This window comes from Priestia koreensis, assembly GCF_022646885.1.
GTDB lineage: Bacteria > Bacillota > Bacilli > Bacillales > Bacillaceae_H > Bacillus_AG > Bacillus_AG koreensis_A.
This window is the reverse complement of the sequence record NZ_CP061868.1, coordinates 2,502,300-2,522,437: the sequence shown is the minus strand read 5'-3', so window position 1 is coordinate 2,522,437 and position 20,138 is coordinate 2,502,300. Positions and strand designations below refer to the sequence as shown.

The following is a 20,138-nucleotide window of genomic DNA, read 5'->3' as shown; positions in this document are numbered from 1 at the left end:
CTCGTAGATTAGAAAAAGGAGTGAAAATAATGAAACAAGCAAAAACAAGGCGGTTTGATTTTGTACTCATCCTGATTATGTTCATCGCCGCTTTTTTAAACATTTTTAATATATGGAAGGATGACTATGTGAATCCGTATTATACGGCAGCGGTAAAAAGTATGCTTCAAAGCTTTCATAATTTCTTCTTTGCATCCTTTGATCCCGCGGGATACGTCACGGTCGATAAACCACCCGTTGTGTTTTGGATTCAAACGGTTAGCGCATATATTTTTGGCTTCCACGGGTGGAGCGTTATTTTACCACAGGCATTAGCAGGAATTGGGTCGGTCTTACTCATCTATCTTCTTGTAAAACCAAGCTTTGGCAAAACAGCCGCTCGATTATCAAGCTTAGTTATGGCTTGTACACCGATTGTTGCTGCTGTGAGTAGAACAAACAATATTGATAGTATGCTAGTGTTTACCCTTTTAATCGCTACGTGGTTATTGTTTAAGGCAACGAAAAAAGGAAAGCTGATTTGGCTGCTTGCATCGTTTGCGGTTGTAGGAATCGGCTTCAATATGAAAATGCTGCAAGCGTATATGATTTTACCAGCTTTTTATCTATTTTACGTACTAGCTACGAAGATCAATTGGAAGAAGAAGCTTGGGTTTTTAACGACAGCTACAGCCGTACTAGTTGCTGTGTCTATTTCGTGGGCACTTGTTGTGGATGCTATTCCAGCTGACAAACGCCCTTATATGGGAAGCAGTCAAACCAATTCTGTTCTAGAGCTTGCGTTTGGCTATAACGGCGTCTCTCGTCTAACTGGGCAAAATGGTCCTGGTGGTGGCGGAAACATGCCTAGTGCAAAGCAAATGCAAAAGATGATGGAAAACGGAAATGCACCTCAAGGAATGCCAGGGAATTTAACAAAGGCGCAGCAAAAGGAAATGCAGAAGCAAATGGAAAAGCAAGGCATGACGCCACCACAAATGCTTGGAGGAAATAATAACCAAGCAGGAAATCCACCGCAGATGTCCGGGGGAAATGGAAAAGGAACGCCTCCTCAAATGGGAAAACAAAGCGGCGGAATGTTTGGAACAGGAACACCTGGACCGCTTCGCTTGTTTAAAACAGGTCTTTCCGAGCAAATTAGCTGGGTTCTGCCATTTGCGATCATCGCTGCAATTGGGTTTCTCTCTACATTTAGACGAAAACAAAAGCTTAAGAGAAAACAAAAAGAAAGCTTGTTCTGGATGGCATGGCTCGTTCCAATTGCAGGATTTTTCAGCGTAGCAGGATTCTTTCATCAATATTATCTTATTATGCTTGCCCCAGCGATCTCAGTCCTAGTGGGTGCGGGATGGACAACATTGATGCAAATGTACCGAAATCGTGAAGGCTGGCGAGCTTGGTTATTGCCAGCTGGACTTCTTGGAACAACGATTTTTCAGCTGTACATGCTGATGCCGACGGTTGATACGATTGGAAAAGGGTTGATCATCGGAGTGGGCGTAGCAGGCATTCTGTTATCAGCCGTACTTCTATTCAAAAAAGAACGCAAAAACCGAGCATCGTTTTTTGTTTCGCTTGCCGCGCTGTTTGTGCTTCTTGTAGCGCCACTGTTTTGGGCGGCAACACCGATTATTTATGGCGGCAACAGCATGCTTCCAGAAGCAGGTCCTACATCAAGTACTGCAGGTGGAATGGGAAGAGGCATGCTGGGTGGTCAAACAGATGCGAAAACGATTACGTATCTAACCGAACACAATACAGGAGAAAAATACCTGTTTGCGACAACGGATTCAAATACCGCATCACCATACATCATTGAAACAGGAAAAGCGGTCATGGCAATGGGAGGATTTTCAGGATCGGATCCGATTATGACCGTGTCTAAACTGAAAAAAATGGTCGCAAACGGCGAGGTGAAATACTTCTTACTATCGTCTGACGGGCGAGGTAAAGCAGGAAATTCAGATGTACTGAACTGGATTACGAAAAACGGAAAAGAAATATCATCAAGTAAATGGCAATCAACAAAAACGTCATCCCCAATGGGTGGATCATTAAAATTATACGAAATTCAATAATAAAGGGAGGAGTTTAAATGAAAAAACATGTGCGCTATTCCATTGTGATCCCTGTCTACAATGAAGAGGCCGTTATTCATGAAACCTATCGTCGTTTAAAATCAGTGATGAATTCGACAAAGGAAGCTTACGAGCTTCTCTTTGTCAATGACGGTAGCCGAGATCAAACCGCCGCTATTTTAAAGGGATATAGCGACGGGGACGATTCGGTCAAACTGATCGACTTCTCACGAAACTTCGGTCATCAGATTGCGATTACGGCTGGGATGGATTATGCAAGAGGAGAAGCAATTGTCGTAATTGACGCTGATTTACAAGATCCACCAGAGCTGATTTTAGAGATGATTGAGAAATGGAAGGAAGGCTATGACGTGGTGTACGCAAAGCGCGTGCAGCGAAAAGGCGAAACGTTTTTCAAAAAGCAAACGGCCTCTCTCTTTTACCGTATTTTACGTGCGTCAACGGATGTCGATATCCCCGTTGATACGGGGGACTTTCGTTTAATTGATCGCCGTGTTTGTGAAGAAATGAAAGGCATTCAGGAGAAAAACCGCTTTGTGAGAGGGCTCGTTAGCTGGGTAGGATTTAAGCAGACGGCCGTAGAGTATGTGCGGGATGAGCGATTAGCGGGTGAAACAAAGTATCCGCTTAAAAAAATGCTAAAGCTTTCCCTAGACGGATTGACGACGTTTTCCTATAAGCCACTAAAGCTTGCGACGTATACAGGAAGCCTTCTATCACTTGCTGGATTTATCTATATGTTTATTGTTCTGTATCAAAAGCTCTTCACAGATAGCACCGTGGAAGGATGGGCTTCATTGATTGTTATACAGCTGTTTTTCAGCGGTATCGTGCTGATTTTACTTGGTATTGTGGGTGAATATATCGGTCGTATTTATGACGAAACGAAAAATCGTCCGCTTTATATCGTTCGTGAGTGTTACGGAATGGAGCGAAAAGAGCGCCAAGTAGTAAGTAGTGTTGTACATGAGTAGGTGGTATTCATTTTTGAAGTTTGGTCTTGTCGGTATCGTAAACACCGGCATCGATTTTCTTCTTTTTACATTACTGACGCTAGGGGGCTTTCCGTATCTTCTTGCTCAAATCATTTCGTACAGCGGTGGTTTAGCAAACAGCTACATGCTAAACCGTTCATGGACGTTTCAGCAAAAAGGAGCCGCTTCAAAAAAAGAGGTTATCGCTTTTATGAGCGTAAATCTTATCACGCTTGCTGTGACGTCAGTCTTATTATCAGAGCTTCATCAGCAGCTTGATTGGTCACTCATCGTGAGTAAGTTGGTCGCGACGATTGTAGGAGTTGGTATTAATTATGTTGGCACGCGCTTGGTGTTTGTGCGTGACGTTGAATTTGGAGGAGAGAAAAAATGAAAATAAAAAAAGCGGTTATTCCAGTGGCAGGACTAGGCACGCGCTTTTTGCCTGCAACAAAAGCACAGCCAAAGGAGATGCTTCCGATTGTGGATAAGCCGGCTGTTCAATACATCGTAGAAGAAGCGGTTCAGTCAGGAATCGAAAGCATTATTTTTGTAACCGGAAAAAATAAAAAATCCATTGAGGATCATTTTGATAAATCCATTGAGCTTGAACAATTGTTAGAAGAGAAAGGGAAGTATGATCAGCTCAAAGAAGTACAAGGAATTTCCTCGATGGCTACAATTCATTACATTCGACAAAAGGAGCCGCTCGGACTTGGTCATGCGGTCCTTTGTGCCAAACAATTTATCGGTGACGAGCCGTTTGCAGTACTTTTAGGTGATGATATTATGATGTCGGAGCCACCTGCATTGCAGCAGATGACAAAAGTATATGAACAAGCGTCAGCACCTGTTGTAGGGGTTCAGGCCGTGGCAAAAGAAGAAGTAAGCAAATATGGAATCATTCAACCAGGATTTTCACATAACGGGGTATATGAAGTGAGTACTATCATTGAAAAGCCAGCGCAAGAACTGGCTCCGTCGAACTTAGCGGTTATGGGTCGATACATTCTTCCTCCTTCAATCTTTGCGATCCTTGAAACGATTGAACGAGGCGCAGGAAATGAAATTCAGCTCACAGATGCACTGGCACACATGTGCAAACGTGAGGGGCTGTTTGCTCTAGAGCTAGAAGGGAGCCGCTATGACATCGGTGATAAGCTTGGCTACATAAAAGCGATCATGGAAATAGGTCTGAAACGTACAGAGCTTCGTCCGCATTTAGTATCTTATTTTGAAGAGTTATTTTGTAAAGAGGTTCAGAGGAAGAGTGTCTAGAGATAGCTACTCATTAACATCGTGTTGTAGCTAATGGCGATAGAGGACAATGAGGTATTTACAAACCTTTAATAATCATGAAAATAGCGCTCTATGACGGGAGATAGAGGCAATTTTATAGCGCACATGCGTTGAGTTTGTCAGGTCAAAGGTATATACTTCAAAGTGCATTCTTTTTTACAAAGAGGGGGAAAATCGTTATGGTTACAACACCGAAAGCCATTTTCTTAGATATGGATGGCACTATTTTAAACCGTCAAAATCGAGTAAGCATGGAAACGAAGGAAACGATTGATCGTTTGCGTAAGCAGGGAATCTATGTGTTTATCGCAACGGGGAGAGCGTTTGATGAAATTGCTGAATTGGTGCCTGATGGCTTTGAAGTAGATGGATTTATTACATCAAACGGTATGGCAGGGTATGTAGGCAAAGAAATGGTATTTAAGCATTCCCTTTCCCTTGAACTCGTACACACAATTATTGAAAAAGCACGAGAGCACCGTGTCTATTATGAATTATTTCCATACAACAGCGCGCGCGTAACGTTGAAACAGGACCAAGAATACGTTCTGAACGAAATTAAAGATCCAAAGCCTGAAGATGTTGAAATTAATGAATGGCTTTCACGTAAAAAAGCGATTCAAGAAGAAATTGACTGGAAGGATCGTGTGGAAGGCAGTGAGTTTTCAAAGTTTTATTTCTTTGCGCGAACAACTACACATATTAATGCGTTTAAAGACGAGCTTGAAAAATTAAAGCAAGACACCGATTTTTCAACGTCTACATCCTCACATCATAACGTAGAGGTTATGGTCGCAAACGTGAATAAAGCAACAGGTATTCAGCAGATGCTGAAGCACTTTGGTTTATCTTCTGACGGAATTTTAGCGATTGGTGACAGCAACAATGATTTACCAATGTTTCAGTTTGTAAGCTACGCAGTGGCGATGAAAAATGCTGGCGATCATATTAAAGACGTCGTTGATGATGTGACAGAATATACGTGCGATGACAACGGCGTGGCTCGTTATTTGTCTCAATTTATAAAAGAGGCATCCGCTGAGCGTGAAAGCGAAGCAGCAACCAAATAACGAAACGAATGAAACACCGATCTAACAAAATCGGTGTTTTTTAGTTGTAAATTCCATGTGAGGTTTCATTACATAAAATGTAAAAAGATTCTCTCAACTCGGTATAATGGTGAGTACTTTACATCAGTGAAGCGTACACGGGGAGGAGAAAATAGAGATGAAGACAATTTTAATCCGAAATGCTGAAATTGTGACGATGAATGCGAATGAGGAGATTATAACGGGAGATATTTATATTGAGGACGATATCATTAAAGCAGTAGGCCCCAACTTAAACGTCGATCGGGTTGATAAAATGATCGACGGGACGAATCGTACGGTTATTCCGGGCTTTGTTCAAACCCATATTCACTTATGTCAAACGCTTTTTCGCGGAAAAGGCGATGATTTGGAGCTAATGGACTGGTTGAAGCAGCGTATTTGGCCATTAGAGGCATCACATGATGAGGAATCGATTTATTATTCTGCGATGCTTGGGATTGGTGAATTAATTCAAAGTGGAACCACCACCATTGTAGACATGGAAACGGTCCACTACACGGATTCGGCTTTTCAAGCGATTGCGGAAAGCGGCATTCGTGCTTTATCTGGAAAGGTCATGATGGATAAAGGGGATGAGGTCCCGCTTCCGTTACAGGAGAATACATATGACTCGATTCAGAACAGCGTGGATTTAATGGAGAAATGGCACATGTATGAAGGCCGAATTAAATATGCCTTTTCGCCTCGCTTTGTCGTTTCGTGCACAGAGGCGCTGCTTCGAGAAGTGAGCGAATTATCCCGAACGCACCACATTCATGTTCATACGCATGCCTCTGAAAATCAAGGTGAAATTGCACTAGTCGAGCATGAAACTGGGATGCGCAACGTTACGTATCTGCATCATCTAGGGCTTGCGACGGATCGATTAATTCTCGCTCACTGCGTATGGCTTGATGACGAGGAGCGAAAGATTATTAAGGAAAACGGCGTTCATGTGAGTCACTGTCCCGGTTCAAACTTGAAATTAGCATCTGGAATTGCCGATATTCCAACACTTTTAGATCATCACGTATCCGTTAGTCTAGGAGCAGACGGGGCCCCTTGCAATAACAATCTAGATATGTTCAACGAAATGCGGCTTGCGGCCCTCATTCAAAAGCCGGTTTACGGTCCTACGGCAATGAATGCAAGGGCGGTTTTTAAAATGGCGACCATCGGCGGAGCACGAGCGGTAGGGATGGAACGTGAAATAGGGAGCATTGAGGTTGGCAAAAAGGCAGATATAGCAATTCTTAATCTACGTGATTTTCACACGTATCCATCGTTTGACGTAGACCCCATTTCACGAATTGTGTATTCGGCTACTCGTGCAGACGTTGAAACGACCATTGTAAACGGTCAGATTTTAATGGAAAACCGCCTTATGAGAACGCTCGATAAGGAAATAGTTCTACACGAAGCCAACAAGTCGATCAAACGCCTTTTACGAAAAATTCCGCATCTATCCGTTTCACGTTAATCACCTCCTCACAATGGGAGGTTTTCTTTTTGTCTACTAAAAAAATAATTTCACTTCAAAACGTAACTAAAATCTATTTTTATATTTCGTTTCGTATGTTAGAATGAAAAAGTTCATGAAAGAGATGGGAGATGACCGAAAATGAATTCAGACTACCGCATTCCGGATCTTAAAATTGATGACGTCGATCGAGAAATTCTATCAAAGCTGCACGAAAATAGCCGCGCTTCTTATACGGATATTGGAAAAGAAATTGGCTTATCGCGCGTAGCGGTTCAAACGCGCATTAATAATCTGGTCGAACAAGGCGTGATTGAAAAGTTTACGACCGTGATCAATCCAGCAAAAATCGGCATTCATGTGTCCGCTTTTTTTAATGTAGACGTGGAGCCGAAATTTTTAGAAAGCGTAGCAGAACAGCTTGAACAAGAAGATGCGGTAACGAGTTTGTATCATATGACGGGACCGAGCAAGCTACATATGCACGGGATATTTGCAGATAATCAAGAAATGGAACGATTTTTAACAGAGAAGCTTTATAGTGTTGAAGGGGTCGTAAGCGTAGACTGTCAAATCTTAATTAAACGCTATAAAAGTCGAATGGGGATGAAGTTGTAATAGAGGAGGAAACAGCGATGAGTATCTACAAAGAGCTGATAATCGCTATGGTGCGAACGGGAATTTTAGGATTTGGCGGAGGTCCGTCCGTGATTCCACTTATTCGCCATGAGGCCGTGAAGCGATTCAAATGGCTAGAGGATGAAGAATTTGGGGAAACATATGCGATCGCGAATGCACTGCCAGGGCCGATTGCGACGAAGATGGCTGCGTATCTAGGATATAAGCTAAAGGGAACGGTAGGAGCGATTGTTGCGACACTGGCCCATATTTTGCCGTCAAGTTTAGCGATGATTGTATTGTTCGCACTAGCGGATGCGTTAAGCGGGTCAGAAGTTGTCGCAGGAATGATTGCAGCAATTACGCCAGTCGTTGGTGTGATGCTTGGTATTATGGCCTATGAGTTTGCTGCTAAAGCGGTGAAGGGTCTTGGGAAAGTATTAGGAGTCATTTTATTTGTGATTAGCTTTGTACTTCTGCAAACCTTGAACGTTCATCCTGGTATTGTTATTATCATTTTTCTTGCGTATGGATCTGTTCATTTTAAACTGCGGGATAAGTTCAAAAAAAATAACGGGGATAAAAACGAAAAAGAAAACAAAGGAGGTGCATCAGCATGAACGTACTGATTGCCCTGCTTGCAGCGTTTTTTATTGCAAATCTTCTTGGATACGGTGGAGGTCCTGCATCCATTCCTCTTATGTATCAAGAAGTAGTGGATCGATATCACTGGCTTACTAATACAGAGTTTTCAAAAATGCTAGCGCTCGGTAATGCCCTACCTGGACCGATCGCGACGAAAATTGCGGCTTATGTTGGCTATGATATAGCGGGCTGGGTCGGTCTACTCGTAGCGATGTTTGCGACCGTTGTTCCGTCAGCCGTCGCATTGATTTTATTATTAAAATTACTGCAGCGTCACCGCCAATCAAAAGTCGTAAAAGGGATGACGCTACTCGTACAGCCCGTTATCGCGATTATGATGGTGATTTTAACGTGGGAGATGGGACGGGATTCCGTTGTGTCACTTGGGGTGATTCAAACTGTCGTCATTGGCCTTATTTCGCTCGTGGCAATGACGAAGTTCAAGGTGCATCCAGCCATTCTCATCTTAATTGCCTTTGCATACGGTGGTCTGGTCGTTCCGCACATTTAAGTTTAAAAGCATTCTTCATTGGAAGGATGCTTTTTTTATATGTTTGTTTTTATATATTTAAAATAAATATTAATTTTATTAATTAATATAAAATAAAAAGTTAAAAAATTAATTTATATATTGATTTATTTAATTAAGGCGTTATATAATGATACCATATTAAGGAAAGGGGCTTGTTATGAGTTATACAGTTTTAACAAGTTGTCCGGTGTGCAGTCATTCCTTAAATGTAACAAAGCTGCACTGCGGTCACTGTCAGACGACGATTGAAAATAATTTTCAGCTTTCAAAGCTTGCTTCTTTATCGGCAGAGCATCTACAGTTTGTGGAGACGTTCCTTGTTTGTCGCGGAAATATTAAAGAAGTGGAAAAGGAGCTCGGTATTTCGTATCCAACGGTTCGTGGAAAACTGTCCGAGATTATTCAAGCACTCGGTCATCAAGCAGAAGTACCAAAAAAACCAGAGCGAGACGAGAAAAACATCGTATCAATGCTTGAAAGAGGCGAAATTTCAGCAGAAGAAGCGCTTAAAATGTTAAAAAAATAATAGGGGGATGAACGATGAAAGAGGAAATCACAAAAGTATTAACAATGGTGCAAGAGGGACGAATTGATTCAGATAAAGCGGCCGAACTTATTAGCGTATTGAAAGAGAAAGAAACAGAAACAGCAGTAGCGGTATCTCCTTACTCAGATCGTACGCTTCGGATTCGGGTCATCTCAAGCGATAAGGACAATGTGAGCGTTAATTTACCGATTAAACTCGTAAAAGCCGTTTTAAAGGCAGGTCATGGCATTGCGAAAAATATCCCTCAAGCGGAAAAGTACGTGAAAGATTTGGATATTGATCTGTTGATTACTGCGATTGAGCAAGAATTAGTAGGGCAAATTGTTGATGTAAAATCTGCTGACGGTGATACTGTCGCTGTGTATATCGAGTAGGTAAGTTGATGATGACGGTGCGTGTGCAAGTAGAAAATCGTCGACAAATTACGGTTCCACTTCCTTTTGCATTTCTTCGCCTTATAGGGGCAGTGGTTTCATCAAAGTTCGTTTGGAAGCAGGCCAATCGTTGGGTGAATCACTCCAAAAATAAAGAATACGAGAAATGGTTGCTTGCGATGGATGCCACGATGATTCGGAAGATTGTTCGATCCTTTTTAGCTGAATTGAAGCAGCATAAAGGATTAGTACTCGTTGATGTTGCGCTTGAAGATGGAACAAAGGTGAAGGTTCAGCTCTAACAGATGAGCAAAAACATCGGCTCAGAGCGAGTGATGAAAAGAGCCGGAATGACGTTAGAAGGCACCATTCGTAAAGGAATGCTGATGAAGGGAATTCATCGCGATTTGCGTTTGTATTCTATTTTAAAAGAAGAATTTGTGGATTAATAAATTTAAAGCAGCTTGTTCATCGCAAGCTGCTTTGGTCAATTAGGAGTTGGAATTTTCTTTTTTTATGCTTTTATAGCCATAAAGGATCAAGAAGCCCCCAAGGCCTATGAGACATGTTAATGGAAACAAAACGGTATTAATAAAGTAATCGTAAATCCATGCGTACATCTATTACCACCTCAATTCAGTTTTAGCCGTCGTTTAATATAGACAACGAGAAGTAAAAAACTTGGAAACAAGACTAAAAACGGCATATGTAATTTTAAAGGCGTAATGCGTAGCCCTTCGTACAGATGCTCAGGAAAGTTGCTTGCAATAATCATTGATGTAAATAGGATAACGAGACCGAGCGGGTATGAAAGCCGAGATGGAGATTTGATGTTAAATAAATCTGCCGTCCCCATCATCGCTGCATAAAATAAGATCCCTATTTTAAAGAAGATCCCAATCACAAGCGCAAGCATAAAGAATACGTCTAATCGCTCTAAAAAATCAGCTACTTGAATACTTTGAACCGTTGACAGAAGAGGGAATTGAGAGCGAGAAGCAAGATCTACTCCGAGAACGGTTACATTAATAAGCGATGTAATCGTTAAGTTAATTCCAGTAAGTCCGGTTGCACAAATCATCGTGAATTTCGCTTTTTTCGGATGTTTTAAGTACGGAAGAATCATGGTAAAAACGATTGATTCTCCGAACGGGAAATAGAGTGTTTCAGTAAAGGTAGTATTTAGAACAGGTCCTAGTCCATTCCCAAGAGTCGGCTGTAAATTTGATAAGTCAATGAGGCCCGAAAAAATGATTAAGATAAATCCGATTACAGCGAGAATATAGAGGAACATGAATAAGAGCTCCCCAGACCTTGCGAGCACTTCAATGCCTTTACGGATTGTATAAATAATGACAAGCATTAGCAACGCATTCATAATGAACAGCGGTGTATCAGGATAGGCGAACGTTAAAAGCATTTCGCCAAAATCACGCAGTACTCGAGAAGAATTGTACATGAAATAGAGAAGATAAATGAACGCCACGGTTTTGCCAACGTGTTTTCCTAATATTTTTTGTACATACGTAGTAGGCAGTACGTCAGGATAATGGCGATACAGCTGATAATAAATAATCATGAGGGCAAAGCTACAGACGCTGCCTAAAAAAATGGCTAGCCAAACATCTTGCTTAGCTCGCATTCCTAGTGGGACGAGTAGGGCACTTCCGAGTTGGAAAAGTACCATCAAAATAAACAGCTGACTGGCACTTATCTTCGCCTTTTCCATGAAGGAAGACCTCCTTTCAAATAATTCTACAAATTCGAGTAAGATTCGTTACTTAGAGAGAAATGATTTATTGCGAAGTCCGGTACGACGAACGTACGCCTCTACTGATACCTCCACAGTAGCTTTAGGAAAGTATTCGCTGTTCCATCTGTTCCCGATTTTCTTCCATTCTTGAGGATGGTTGCGATACATGTCGGAACCGAAGCCAAAATAGTCCACGCCGTGCCTTTGACCACTTTGTATAGCTTTGTCAATATCACTTTCAATTTGCTTTGCTAGAGCCTTTTGTATTTTCACAACCTCGGTCGGATTTGAGAGTTCCACCGGCACGTCCAACTCACTAATGTCTCCTTCTACACGACTGTGAACAAATAGAGTAGGTATCCCATTCTTTATATGGGTTGAAATTTTTGTTTTTTGCCTAACGGTTTGATACGCAATCGCTTCTTTTTGTCCATTCCAATCGATATTAAAGTCGGTGCCGTGTATTTTATTAATGACCCAGACGGTACCTCGTGCTTTATCTCCGTATAGCCAGTCAATTAGTTTCCCATCCTTTAGTACGGCAATTCCATCTGAGCGAAGAGTGGATTTTGGTGCACTTTGTTGAAGGTTCGTGAGTTGTTTTGAGTTCTCAACGTTGCCGATTAGCTTAAATCCTGAGACTAGTGTTCCTTTACCCGGAGATTTCAGATTAACCATCACGTCTTTGAGTGATGATTTGATATTATGTCCCCAGCGTTTTTCCGTTATTTCTAATGTTTTATTGATTTTATCTGAAGGTATTTTATCTACTGGAGTTAGGGTTTCCACTAAATCTGCAGCGCTAGAGCCATTCGCAATGACAAAGGTTGCAGTAGTTCGAAACTCCGGATCACGATCAAGCCCATCAATCAGTTTTTCTACTCCTTCTTCTCTCGCCATCTTTTCTCCGATGACCACCAAGTTCGTATGTGCATAATAGAGTCGGCGCGATACATGACCAGAGGCGCGTCGGCTTGCTTCTGTTAAATTATCTCCCGTTGCTTGATAAACGGTGACGGGAGGACTTTCTGTTCCACCGCCACCACCCTGTAAACTTCCCGCTACGGTACCAGGATTTAAAATTTGAAACGACAGCAGATATTTTCCGTCCTTCGTCTTATCGATCCCAAGCGCTGATACGAGTGCAAGATCTGTGAGCTCTTTTTTACTCCAGCAGCTGGTTAAAAGAGGAGTAAGAAAAACGATTAGAAAGAAGAGAAGCCATTTACGTTTCACGATGATCACCATCTTCTGCTTTTTGGTTCACAATTCCGCGCGAAGCTGGAACGTCTGGTCCTTGATCTACCGCTTCCCTCGTAATGTTTTTATCAGCAATTAAGCGAGGTCGCTTTCGCAATGACCACCACGGGAGACGGATCGCTGTATCTCCGGCATCACTAAGAATGAAAGGAGCAAGTGGTGCCATATAAGGAACACCAAAGGAGCGAAGGCTTGAGAGGTGAACGACCATAATTAAGAGCGATAGAATAATGCCGTAAAAGCCAAACGTTGCGGCGCTCACCATGAATAAAAAGCGAAGAAGTCGAGCCGAAATGGCAATGGCAAAAGATGGCGTCGCAAAGCTTGCGATGGCGGTGATCGCAACAACAATAACCATCGCAGGAGAAACAATCCCTGCTTGCACCGCTGATTGACCAATAACAAGCGCTCCAACAATGGAAACAGCGGAGCCAATCGTTTTTGGTAAGCGTAGTCCTGCTTCACGTAAAATTTCAAAGGTGACCTCCATGAGTATCGCCTCAACGAAGGCTGGAAATGGAATGGCTTCTCGCTGAGCGGCAATCGCCACAATGAGCTTCGTCGGAACCATTTCTTGGTGAAAGGTCGTGATGGCCACATACGTAGCAGGAGCGATCAGCGAAATGAAAAAAATCATGACGCGCAAAAACCGAAGAGACGATGCAATATCAAATCGTGCATAATAATCTTCTGCTGATTGAAAGAACTGAATAAATACAGCAGGTGCTACTAGCACAAACGGTGTTCCGTCCACAAAAATCGCAATGCGGCCTTCTAGTAAGTTCCCCGCGACCGTATCAGGACGCTCCGTGTGATAGATCGTAGGAAAGGTCGTAAAGGTTTTATCCTCAATGAGCTGTTCGATATATCCAGACTCTAAAATGCTATCAATGTTAATGCGTTTTAGCCGATCTTTTACTTCCTTCACAATCTTCTCATTTGCAATTCCATCAATATACATAATCGCCACGTCCGTTTTGGTGACGTTTCCGATTTTCATTGATTCCACCCATAGACTGGGATTTTTAATAATACGACGTACGAGTGAAATGTTCGTCGCAAGAGTTTCGTTAAATCCTTCTTTTGACCCTCGTACGACCATCTGTGAGCTAGGCTCTGAAATAGCGCGGCGCTCACCACCCTTTGTATCAATGACAATACATTGCAAATGGCCGTCCACTAAAATCATTGTGTCACCACTCATAAGCGATAGAAAAAAATCTTCCCATGAAGTGGCCATTGACACGTCACCGAATGCTAAAATATCTTTTTTGATCAGTGATAAGACATTCGCATTTGTAACCTTTTGGTTTAGATCATCATCTTTCATCATCGATTCCAATAAAAAATCTTGAATGGCTTTTTCATCGACCATTCCATCTACGTATACAATCGCACTTTGAATGGTCGTTGTGTCGCCAATGCTGAGCTGTCTGATTACAATGTCTGGGCTGTTTCCTGTTTTCTGTTGAATATAGTGAACATTCTCCGAAAGAGACGAAAATAAGTGGTCATCAGATGAGGAAGAAGTTTCTTCAGCTTGCTCACTAACACGTTCTTTTTTCGGCTTTGAATGCTTGAAAAAGGAAGGCATGCGTTAAAACCTCCTTTGATTAGACAATTAGTATGATTCTAGTGTTCGACAAGGAAGGGAATTTTATGTAAAAATGCTCCTCTCGTTTGTATAGAAAAATGGAATCGCGGGACGATAAAAGCAGAGGAGGCTTGCGATGAAGATTTTGTTGATTACTGTCTCGATGTTTGTATGTTTAGTAGGATTTGCGACGATGCTGAATATGTTTGAAGGGTTTACGCTGTATGAATCACTTCGGAGCACGTTAAGCCCTTTTCGCGTCATGGAACTAGCAGAAATTGTTGTCTTAATTGTGTTCATTCTATTGTTTGTGGCTGAATCAGCCTACGTTTTGATCAAAAAAAGAAAAAATATGAATTAGCTGGATGCTTTAGATAGTTTTTTTAGAAATGCGAAGTGAAATAATGAAGGAGGGTTTTTGTACATATGAAAGGAAAATGGTTGCTTCTTATTTTGCTCGTTGTTCCATGGCTTACTTTAGTGAAAATGGACCGCCATACGTTTAAGCGCTATTTGCCCGTTTTAACGTTCAGCTCGCTTGTCATTGCATTAATTAGTGAGCTCTCTCATAAATTTACGTGGTGGAAGGTAAGAAATCCGCTCTTTCCTAGTCTAGCGAGTGATATTTCTTTTTTGTTTGGCCCATTTTTTGTGATTAATTTGTGGATCTTTAAATTTACGTTCGGCCGCTTTTGGCTGTATTTATCGAGTAACATCGTACTTGATTATCTATTTGCTTATCCACTCACATCTCTAGCAGAGAAGCTGAAGGTTTATCGCATGGTCAACATGACAAGGCTGCAGTTGTTTCTACTATCGGTTGGAACATCAGTGCTGAACTATGGTTATCAATGGTTTCTGAATGATATGATGCGTTCAAAATCTTCGAAATAAATGATTTGGCTAGAAGAAGCACACTCACTGTCGTTGAGCGCTTCTTTTTTTGTGTCTGTAAGAAAAATTAGTATTTTCAGTCTATTGCTACTTAGAAAAAATTGGTATGATTACATGTAATACCGATTTGATGCGTCAGATCGTAGAAATACGAATAGATAGACGAAATGCCACATAGGGGGAGAAGAAGATGAATCCAATTTTACGAGACATTCCAACAGAGTTTTCAACTGATCGATTGCTTATTCGGATGCCGAAACCGGGAGACGGGGAGGTAGTATATGAGGCAATTCAGGCATCTCGTAACGAATTTAAGCCGTGGATGCCGTTTGCACAGCGCGAACAGACGCTTGAAGAAACGGAGATTAACATTCGAGAATCATATATCAATTATTTGAAGCGCACGGATCTGCGTTTGCTGGTGTTTTTAAAAGAAACGGGTGAACTTGTTGCGTCATCAGGTTTACACCGAATCGATTGGGACGTTCCGAAGTTTGAAATTGGCTACTGGATTGATACACGACATAGTGGAAAAGGTTACATGACGGAAGCTGTGGAGGGGATTCAGCAATTTGCCTTTCGGGAGCTAGGCGCGCGTCGAGTGGAGATTCGATGCGATTCTCGTAATACAAAAAGTCGCGGAGTAGCAGAACGCGCGGGCTTTAATCTAGACGGTATTTTACATAGCGACAGCTTAAGCGTCGAAGGTGATCTACGAGATACGTGTATTTATTCACTGACGAAATGAGAAAAGAAGGGAAAAAGCATAGAGCTTTTTCCTTTTATGTTTGAAGCTGCTGCCACTTTTCCACAATAAGCTCTGATAACAATTCATAGCCTGCTTCACCGAAATGAAGTCCGTCGTCCTCCATTCCTTTTAGTTTGCTTTGATAATCAGGCTGTGACAGAAAATGAGCATAAAAATCAATGAGGTGACAATTTAATTCAAGCGCTACGTCTTTCACTGCCTTTGCGTATTGACCGAGCAGATTGTTTGTTCGATCCGCTTGCTTTTGCTCATCAACGGGAGAAGGCGTGATCAAAATCGTTTTATAAGGTCCAATGAAACGCACGATCGTACGCATATTTTCCGTAAAGGTAGAAAGATCAACAGGTCTCTTTTTCCCTGCATCGTTTGCTCCGAATAGTACCGTCACAAAATGAGCATGATGCGATATCACATCCTGTTTAATACGAGAGAGAGCATCGTTTGTGTTATGACCGGGAACGCCTGCATTTATAATGTTAATAGTCGGCAATCGACTGGCAATCTTTGATGTTAGCATTGGCTCTGTAAAGCCTTCATGTCTTGCTGTAATACTATCTCCAAAACAAACGAGTGTCTTCATAGCCTTTCTCCTCCTTTTAATCCATATTATACCATGTTGTGTCTGGCAGTTTGCGTTTGTTTACTATTTCACATAAAGGGTAATTCATTTATATCAACGACAGATTCACTTTATAGGAGGCTATGATCATGGGAAAATTAGATAATAAAATTGCAGTTATTACGGGTTCAGCAACAGGAATTGGGCAAGCAACGGTCGAGCTATTTGCATCAGAAGGAGCGACCGTTCTTTGTGCGGATGTTAACACAGATGAGCTTAAAAAAACGGTAGAATCTGTGAAGCAAAACGGTGGAAAGGCAGAAGCCTATGAACTTGACGTATCAAGTGAAGAGAGCGTCATCTCATTTGTGAATCAAGTAAAAGAAACGTACGGAAAAATCGATGTATTATTCAACAACGCAGGGATTGACGAAGAGGGCGGAAAGGTTCACGAATATCCGGTTGAATTGTTCGACCGCATTATTTCGGTGGATCTTCGAGGGACATTTTTATGCAGCAAATATCTACTTCCACTCATGATGGAGAACGGTGGTTCTATAATTAATACGTCTTCCATGTCCGGACAAGCAGCAGACCTAGATCGCTCAGGATATAACGCAGCAAAAGGCGGAATCAGAAACTTCACAAAGGCGATGGCGATTGACTATGCACGTGACGGTATCCGTGTAAACTCCATTGCACCCGGTACCATTGAAACGCCGCTCATTGACACATTAGCAGGAACGAAACAAGACGATATGGGCCAAAAATTCCGTGAAGCGAACAAGTGGATTACGCCACTTGGACGTCTTGGAGAACCGAAGGAAATTGCCACTGTGGCCTTATTCCTTGCAAGTGATGACAGCTCATACGTCACGGGGGAAGACATTACGGTAGACGGCGGAATTATGGCGTACACATGGCCTGGTAAGATGTTAATTGAAGAAAAGTGGAAAAAGACGACGGAATAAGAAAAAAGCACCTCTTAGTGGGTGCTTTTTTGATGTGATCATAGTTTCTTTACTAGTTCAATATCAGCGAATGAGTGAGAGTCGTGGGTACGATCACCAAATACGCCTTGAATTCGATCAAGCCCTAGACTCGTCCAAAAGCGAAGCGCAGGCCAATTTTTAATCGCAACATTTGCTCTAATTTCAGTATAGTTTGCCTCTTTTACACACTGAAGCAATTTCTCCATCGCTTCACGGCCTAACCCTTGACTTTGCAAGCGTTGATCAAGATAAAAATATGTAATGTAAAAGACCTCAGGTGATGGATGGCCATGATACGTTGTGAGAAGGCCAGTGATTTTATTGGTTTCCTTCATCCTGAGTACTTGAATTTTAAAATGGTCTTTGCTTCCGTCCGGAGGGAGGTCACCGGTTGTAAAGCACTGTGTGATATAGTCAGAGTCATAGGTGCGTCCGTCCCATTCTCCAAGATAGCTGCCTTGAAGATAGAGCGCTTGAACGTCTTCTATTTCTTCTTTCCGTAAATCTCGAACAATAAGCTGATTTGTCTCCCACATGCTCGGTATTAATGTTAATTCCATAGTGTAAATTCCACTTCCATTCGCGTTGTCGTTAGATATTTTCTTTTATCACTCGTGCAGGATTTCCAGCAACCACCACGTTGTTTGGGACGTCTTTTGTGACAACAGCGCCGGACGCCACGACGACGTTGTCTCCAATGTTGACACCAGGATTAATAATACATCCGCCTCCGAGCCATACGTTATTGCCGATTGTAATCGGCTTGGCGAATTCACGACCGCTGTTCCGCTCTGCGGCGTTTAACGGATGAGTCGCAGTGTAAATATGAACGCCAGGTGCGAGCATGCAGTTTTCCCCGAATGTAACGGAACACACGTCTAAAATAACGCAGTCAAAGTTAGCAAAAAATCCGTTACCAACGTGGATGTTATACCCATAATCACAGCGGAAGTTTGGCTCCATATAAACGTGTTCGCCTGTAGAACCAAATAATTCTTTAATAAGGCCGATGCGTTTTTCATGTTCGGTTTCAGTTGTTTCGTTGAACAAACGAACGAGACGACGTGCGTTTATGCGTTCGGCCATTAGCGTAGGATCTGCCGGATCATACATTTCGCCTGCTAGCATTTTTTCTTTTTCGGTCATCATTTTTATTCCCTCACTTTTCTTAAATTTGCGCAACCGTTTGCACTTAAATATAACGCTTACATCCTTTAATTTTAGCGAACAGTAAGCTAAAATGCTATCATTTTATTATGAAATACGCCCAAAGCATTTTTCGTTTGTTTTTCTGTTAGGTATGTTATGATAAAAAATATCTTGAATTAAAGAGGTGTCGATATGAAAATCGAAGTATGGTCAGATTTTGTGTGTCCATTTTGTTATATTGGAAAACGTCGCCTAGAGCAAGCGCTTGAGGCATTTCCTCATAAAGAAGATGTTGAAGTTGAATTTAAAAGCTTTGAACTAGATCCTAATTCAGCATTTAACACAGGTCAAAACATTCACGAAATGCTTGCGAAAAAATATGGCATGAGCGTTGAACAAGCGAAACAAGCGAACGTTGGCGTCGGTCAACAGGCAGAAAGCGTCGGGCTAACGTTCAATTTTGATGACATGAAGCCAACAAATACGTTTGATGCGCATCGCTTAGCTAAGTTTGCAGAAACAAAGGGACAAGAAAAAGCGATGACGGAAAATCTGTTGCACGCGTATTTCACCGAATCAAAGCATGTAGGAGAGGTAGATACGCTTGCAGACCTTGCAGAAGCATCTGGCTTAGATCGCGATGAGGCATTAGCCGTCCTTAACGACAAAAATGCGTTTGCTACGGATGTACGTCAGGATGAAAGTATTGCACAGCAATATGGCATTACAGGCGTTCCGTATTTTGTTATTAACCAAAAGTATGCCATTTCAGGAGCACAGCCAAAAGAAACGTTTGAGAGTGCACTGAAACAAGTATGGGAAGAAGAAAACCCAGCACCAAAACTACAAGATTTATCAGGTAGCGGAGCAGAGGATGCTTTTTGTGCAGACGGTAACTGCGCAGTGCCACCGAAAAAATAATCAAAAAGGACTCTACGAATTGCTAGTAGAGTCCTTTTTTTATCATTATCCGTTTGGTTGCTTAAACGAATCATTCACTTGTCTTAAAAAGTCTTCCCCGTATACTTGCTGACTAGTAGAAGCATTTTTTATTCCTTCTTCAGGCTCAAACTTTAATTTCTTCTTTTTCGCTACTCGATCTGCAAATGCACCAACACCAAGTAATCCTCCGACGATTGTAACTAAAAAAATCCAGATAGGCATAAATAGTCTCCTCCTTCTGAGGTTTCTTTCTTCAATGTTAACATAATTCTGAAAAATTAGTCAAATATTCCTTTTGAATATAGTATATTCACTTCGACCACGCCCACCGGGAACGACTTTTCGAAATAAATGGTTAACATCATGTTATAGCCCCCTCTAATTGAATCAGAGTGATGGACATCCCGAGGGGGGAAGGCCACTGACATTAAAAATGCGTCTGGACTACCAACCAGACTGTGATTTTACACTCTATTTGTTAGTATATGGATTTTTATGGATCGTGTAAATTGTCATAGGGTAAAAAAATAATAAACAAAAGTATTGCATTACACAATTAAATTGTGT

General features: G+C 41.8%; 25 protein-coding genes. 18 read left to right on the top strand and 7 right to left on the bottom strand.

The genetic code is table 11. The annotated features are described in order from the left end of the window. Positions 1 to 29 precede the first annotated feature (29 nt). The 13 genes from IE339_RS12900 (at position 30) to IE339_RS12840 (ending at position 10,108) form a co-directional block, all read left to right on the top strand. A complete protein-coding gene (locus IE339_RS12900) occupies positions 30 to 2,078 on the top strand; it encodes a glycosyltransferase family 39 protein (protein WP_242168077.1) in 2,049 nt (682 codons plus the stop codon). 17 nt (positions 2,079 to 2,095) lie between these two features. Then, positions 2,096 to 3,073 (top strand): glycosyltransferase family 2 protein, encoded by a 978-nt coding sequence (locus tag IE339_RS12895; protein WP_053401886.1) that lies wholly within the window; start codon positions 2,096 to 2,098, stop codon positions 3,071 to 3,073. Positions 3,074 to 3,086: 13 nt separating this feature from the next. After that, the gene (locus IE339_RS12890) at positions 3,087 to 3,467 is read left to right on the top strand and encodes a GtrA family protein (protein ID WP_242168075.1); all 381 of its coding nucleotides are present in this window, start codon (positions 3,087 to 3,089) and stop codon (positions 3,465 to 3,467) included. Next, on the top strand, positions 3,464 to 4,351 hold the full coding sequence (galU, locus tag IE339_RS12885) for a UTP--glucose-1-phosphate uridylyltransferase GalU (protein WP_242168074.1): 888 nt from the start codon (positions 3,464 to 3,466) through the stop codon (positions 4,349 to 4,351). Before IE339_RS12890 ends, galU begins: the two co-directional genes overlap by 4 nt. 200 nt (positions 4,352 to 4,551) lie before the next feature. Continuing rightward, positions 4,552 to 5,442, top strand: a complete 891-nt coding sequence (locus tag IE339_RS12880) for an HAD family hydrolase (protein ID WP_242168072.1) — start codon at positions 4,552 to 4,554, stop codon at positions 5,440 to 5,442. A gap of 157 nt (positions 5,443 to 5,599) precedes the next feature. Beyond that, complete coding sequence (locus tag IE339_RS12875; protein WP_242168070.1) at positions 5,600 to 6,943, top strand: 5'-deoxyadenosine deaminase; 1,344 nt, start codon at positions 5,600 to 5,602, stop codon at positions 6,941 to 6,943. Between the two features lie 141 nt (positions 6,944 to 7,084). Continuing rightward, a complete protein-coding gene (locus IE339_RS12870; RefSeq protein ID WP_053401881.1) occupies positions 7,085 to 7,561 on the top strand; it encodes a chromate efflux transcriptional regulator ChrS in 477 nt (158 codons plus the stop codon). A 17-nt stretch (positions 7,562 to 7,578) separates the two neighbouring features. Further along, positions 7,579 to 8,181 carry a chromate efflux transporter ChrB gene (locus IE339_RS12865; protein WP_242168067.1) on the top strand — a complete coding sequence of 201 codons (603 nt, stop codon included), beginning with the start codon at positions 7,579 to 7,581 and terminating at the stop codon, positions 8,179 to 8,181. Then, positions 8,178 to 8,717, top strand: a complete 540-nt coding sequence (locus tag IE339_RS12860) for a chromate efflux transporter ChrA (protein WP_242168065.1) — start codon at positions 8,178 to 8,180, stop codon at positions 8,715 to 8,717. Before IE339_RS12865 ends, IE339_RS12860 begins: the two co-directional genes overlap by 4 nt. Before the next feature lie 178 nt (positions 8,718 to 8,895). Continuing rightward, complete coding sequence (locus IE339_RS12855; RefSeq protein ID WP_242168063.1) at positions 8,896 to 9,264, top strand: DUF2089 domain-containing protein; 369 nt, start codon at positions 8,896 to 8,898, stop codon at positions 9,262 to 9,264. 14 nt (positions 9,265 to 9,278) lie between these two features. Then, complete coding sequence (locus IE339_RS12850; protein WP_242168061.1) at positions 9,279 to 9,659, top strand: SHOCT-like domain-containing protein; 381 nt, start codon at positions 9,279 to 9,281, stop codon at positions 9,657 to 9,659. A gap of 8 nt (positions 9,660 to 9,667) precedes the next feature. Next, the gene (locus tag IE339_RS12845; protein ID WP_242168059.1) at positions 9,668 to 9,961 is read left to right on the top strand and encodes a hypothetical protein; all 294 of its coding nucleotides are present in this window, start codon (positions 9,668 to 9,670) and stop codon (positions 9,959 to 9,961) included. Between the two features lie 3 nt (positions 9,962 to 9,964). After that, complete coding sequence (locus IE339_RS12840; RefSeq protein ID WP_242168057.1) at positions 9,965 to 10,108, top strand: GNAT family N-acetyltransferase; 144 nt, start codon at positions 9,965 to 9,967, stop codon at positions 10,106 to 10,108. A gap of 182 nt (positions 10,109 to 10,290) precedes the next feature. On the opposite strand, the gene IE339_RS12835 is transcribed toward IE339_RS12840, so the two are convergent. Genes IE339_RS12835 through IE339_RS12825 form a run of 3 tightly spaced genes read right to left on the bottom strand, consistent with a single transcriptional unit; the run spans position 10,291 to position 14,266 of the window. After that, positions 10,291 to 11,388 (bottom strand): GerAB/ArcD/ProY family transporter, encoded by a 1,098-nt coding sequence (locus IE339_RS12835; protein ID WP_242168056.1) that lies wholly within the window; start codon positions 11,386 to 11,388, stop codon positions 10,291 to 10,293. Between the two features lie 48 nt (positions 11,389 to 11,436). Then, positions 11,437 to 12,648, bottom strand: coding sequence for a Ger(x)C family spore germination protein (locus IE339_RS12830; protein ID WP_242168054.1), 1,212 nt, complete (start codon positions 12,646 to 12,648; stop codon positions 11,437 to 11,439). Then, positions 12,638 to 14,266, bottom strand: coding sequence for a spore germination protein (locus tag IE339_RS12825; protein WP_242168051.1), 1,629 nt, complete (start codon positions 14,264 to 14,266; stop codon positions 12,638 to 12,640). The genes IE339_RS12830 and IE339_RS12825 overlap by 11 nt, the downstream gene beginning before the upstream one ends. A 136-nt stretch (positions 14,267 to 14,402) precedes the next feature. Here IE339_RS12825 and IE339_RS12820 point away from each other — a divergent pair, with 136 nt between their 5' ends. The 3 genes from IE339_RS12820 (at position 14,403) to IE339_RS12810 (ending at position 15,908) form a co-directional block, all read left to right on the top strand. Then, on the top strand, positions 14,403 to 14,627 hold the full coding sequence (locus IE339_RS12820; protein WP_242168049.1) for a YczF family membrane protein: 225 nt from the start codon (positions 14,403 to 14,405) through the stop codon (positions 14,625 to 14,627). Between the two features lie 65 nt (positions 14,628 to 14,692). After that, the gene (locus IE339_RS12815) at positions 14,693 to 15,160 is read left to right on the top strand and encodes a hypothetical protein (RefSeq protein ID WP_242168045.1); all 468 of its coding nucleotides are present in this window, start codon (positions 14,693 to 14,695) and stop codon (positions 15,158 to 15,160) included. A gap of 190 nt (positions 15,161 to 15,350) precedes the next feature. Then, positions 15,351 to 15,908, top strand: coding sequence for a GNAT family N-acetyltransferase (locus tag IE339_RS12810; RefSeq protein WP_242168043.1), 558 nt, complete (start codon positions 15,351 to 15,353; stop codon positions 15,906 to 15,908). Between the two features lie 34 nt (positions 15,909 to 15,942). On the opposite strand, the gene IE339_RS12805 is transcribed toward IE339_RS12810, so the two are convergent. Further along, a complete protein-coding gene (locus IE339_RS12805; RefSeq protein ID WP_242168041.1) occupies positions 15,943 to 16,509 on the bottom strand; it encodes an SGNH/GDSL hydrolase family protein in 567 nt (188 codons plus the stop codon). Between the two features lie 128 nt (positions 16,510 to 16,637). On the opposite strand from IE339_RS12805, the gene IE339_RS12800 reads away from it, so the two are divergent. Next, entirely contained in the window at positions 16,638 to 17,459 is an 822-nt protein-coding gene (locus IE339_RS12800; RefSeq protein ID WP_242168039.1) for an SDR family oxidoreductase, read from the top strand. A gap of 38 nt (positions 17,460 to 17,497) precedes the next feature. Here the strand turns inward: IE339_RS12800 and IE339_RS12795 are convergent, their stop codons facing one another. Both IE339_RS12795 and IE339_RS12790 read right to left on the bottom strand, forming a co-directional pair. After that, the gene (locus tag IE339_RS12795; protein WP_242168037.1) at positions 17,498 to 18,040 is read right to left on the bottom strand and encodes a GNAT family N-acetyltransferase; all 543 of its coding nucleotides are present in this window, start codon (positions 18,038 to 18,040) and stop codon (positions 17,498 to 17,500) included. A 31-nt stretch (positions 18,041 to 18,071) separates the two neighbouring features. Continuing rightward, entirely contained in the window at positions 18,072 to 18,629 is a 558-nt protein-coding gene (locus IE339_RS12790; protein WP_242168035.1) for a maltose acetyltransferase domain-containing protein, read from the bottom strand. Positions 18,630 to 18,821: 192 nt separating this feature from the next. On the opposite strand from IE339_RS12790, the gene IE339_RS12785 reads away from it, so the two are divergent. Beyond that, positions 18,822 to 19,550, top strand: a complete 729-nt coding sequence (locus IE339_RS12785) for a DsbA family oxidoreductase (RefSeq protein ID WP_242168033.1) — start codon at positions 18,822 to 18,824, stop codon at positions 19,548 to 19,550. 45 nt (positions 19,551 to 19,595) lie between these two features. Here IE339_RS12785 and IE339_RS12780 read toward each other — a convergent pair whose 3' ends face one another. After that, positions 19,596 to 19,793, bottom strand: a complete 198-nt coding sequence (locus IE339_RS12780; RefSeq protein WP_242168032.1) for a hypothetical protein — start codon at positions 19,791 to 19,793, stop codon at positions 19,596 to 19,598. Positions 19,794 to 20,138 lie beyond the last annotated feature (345 nt).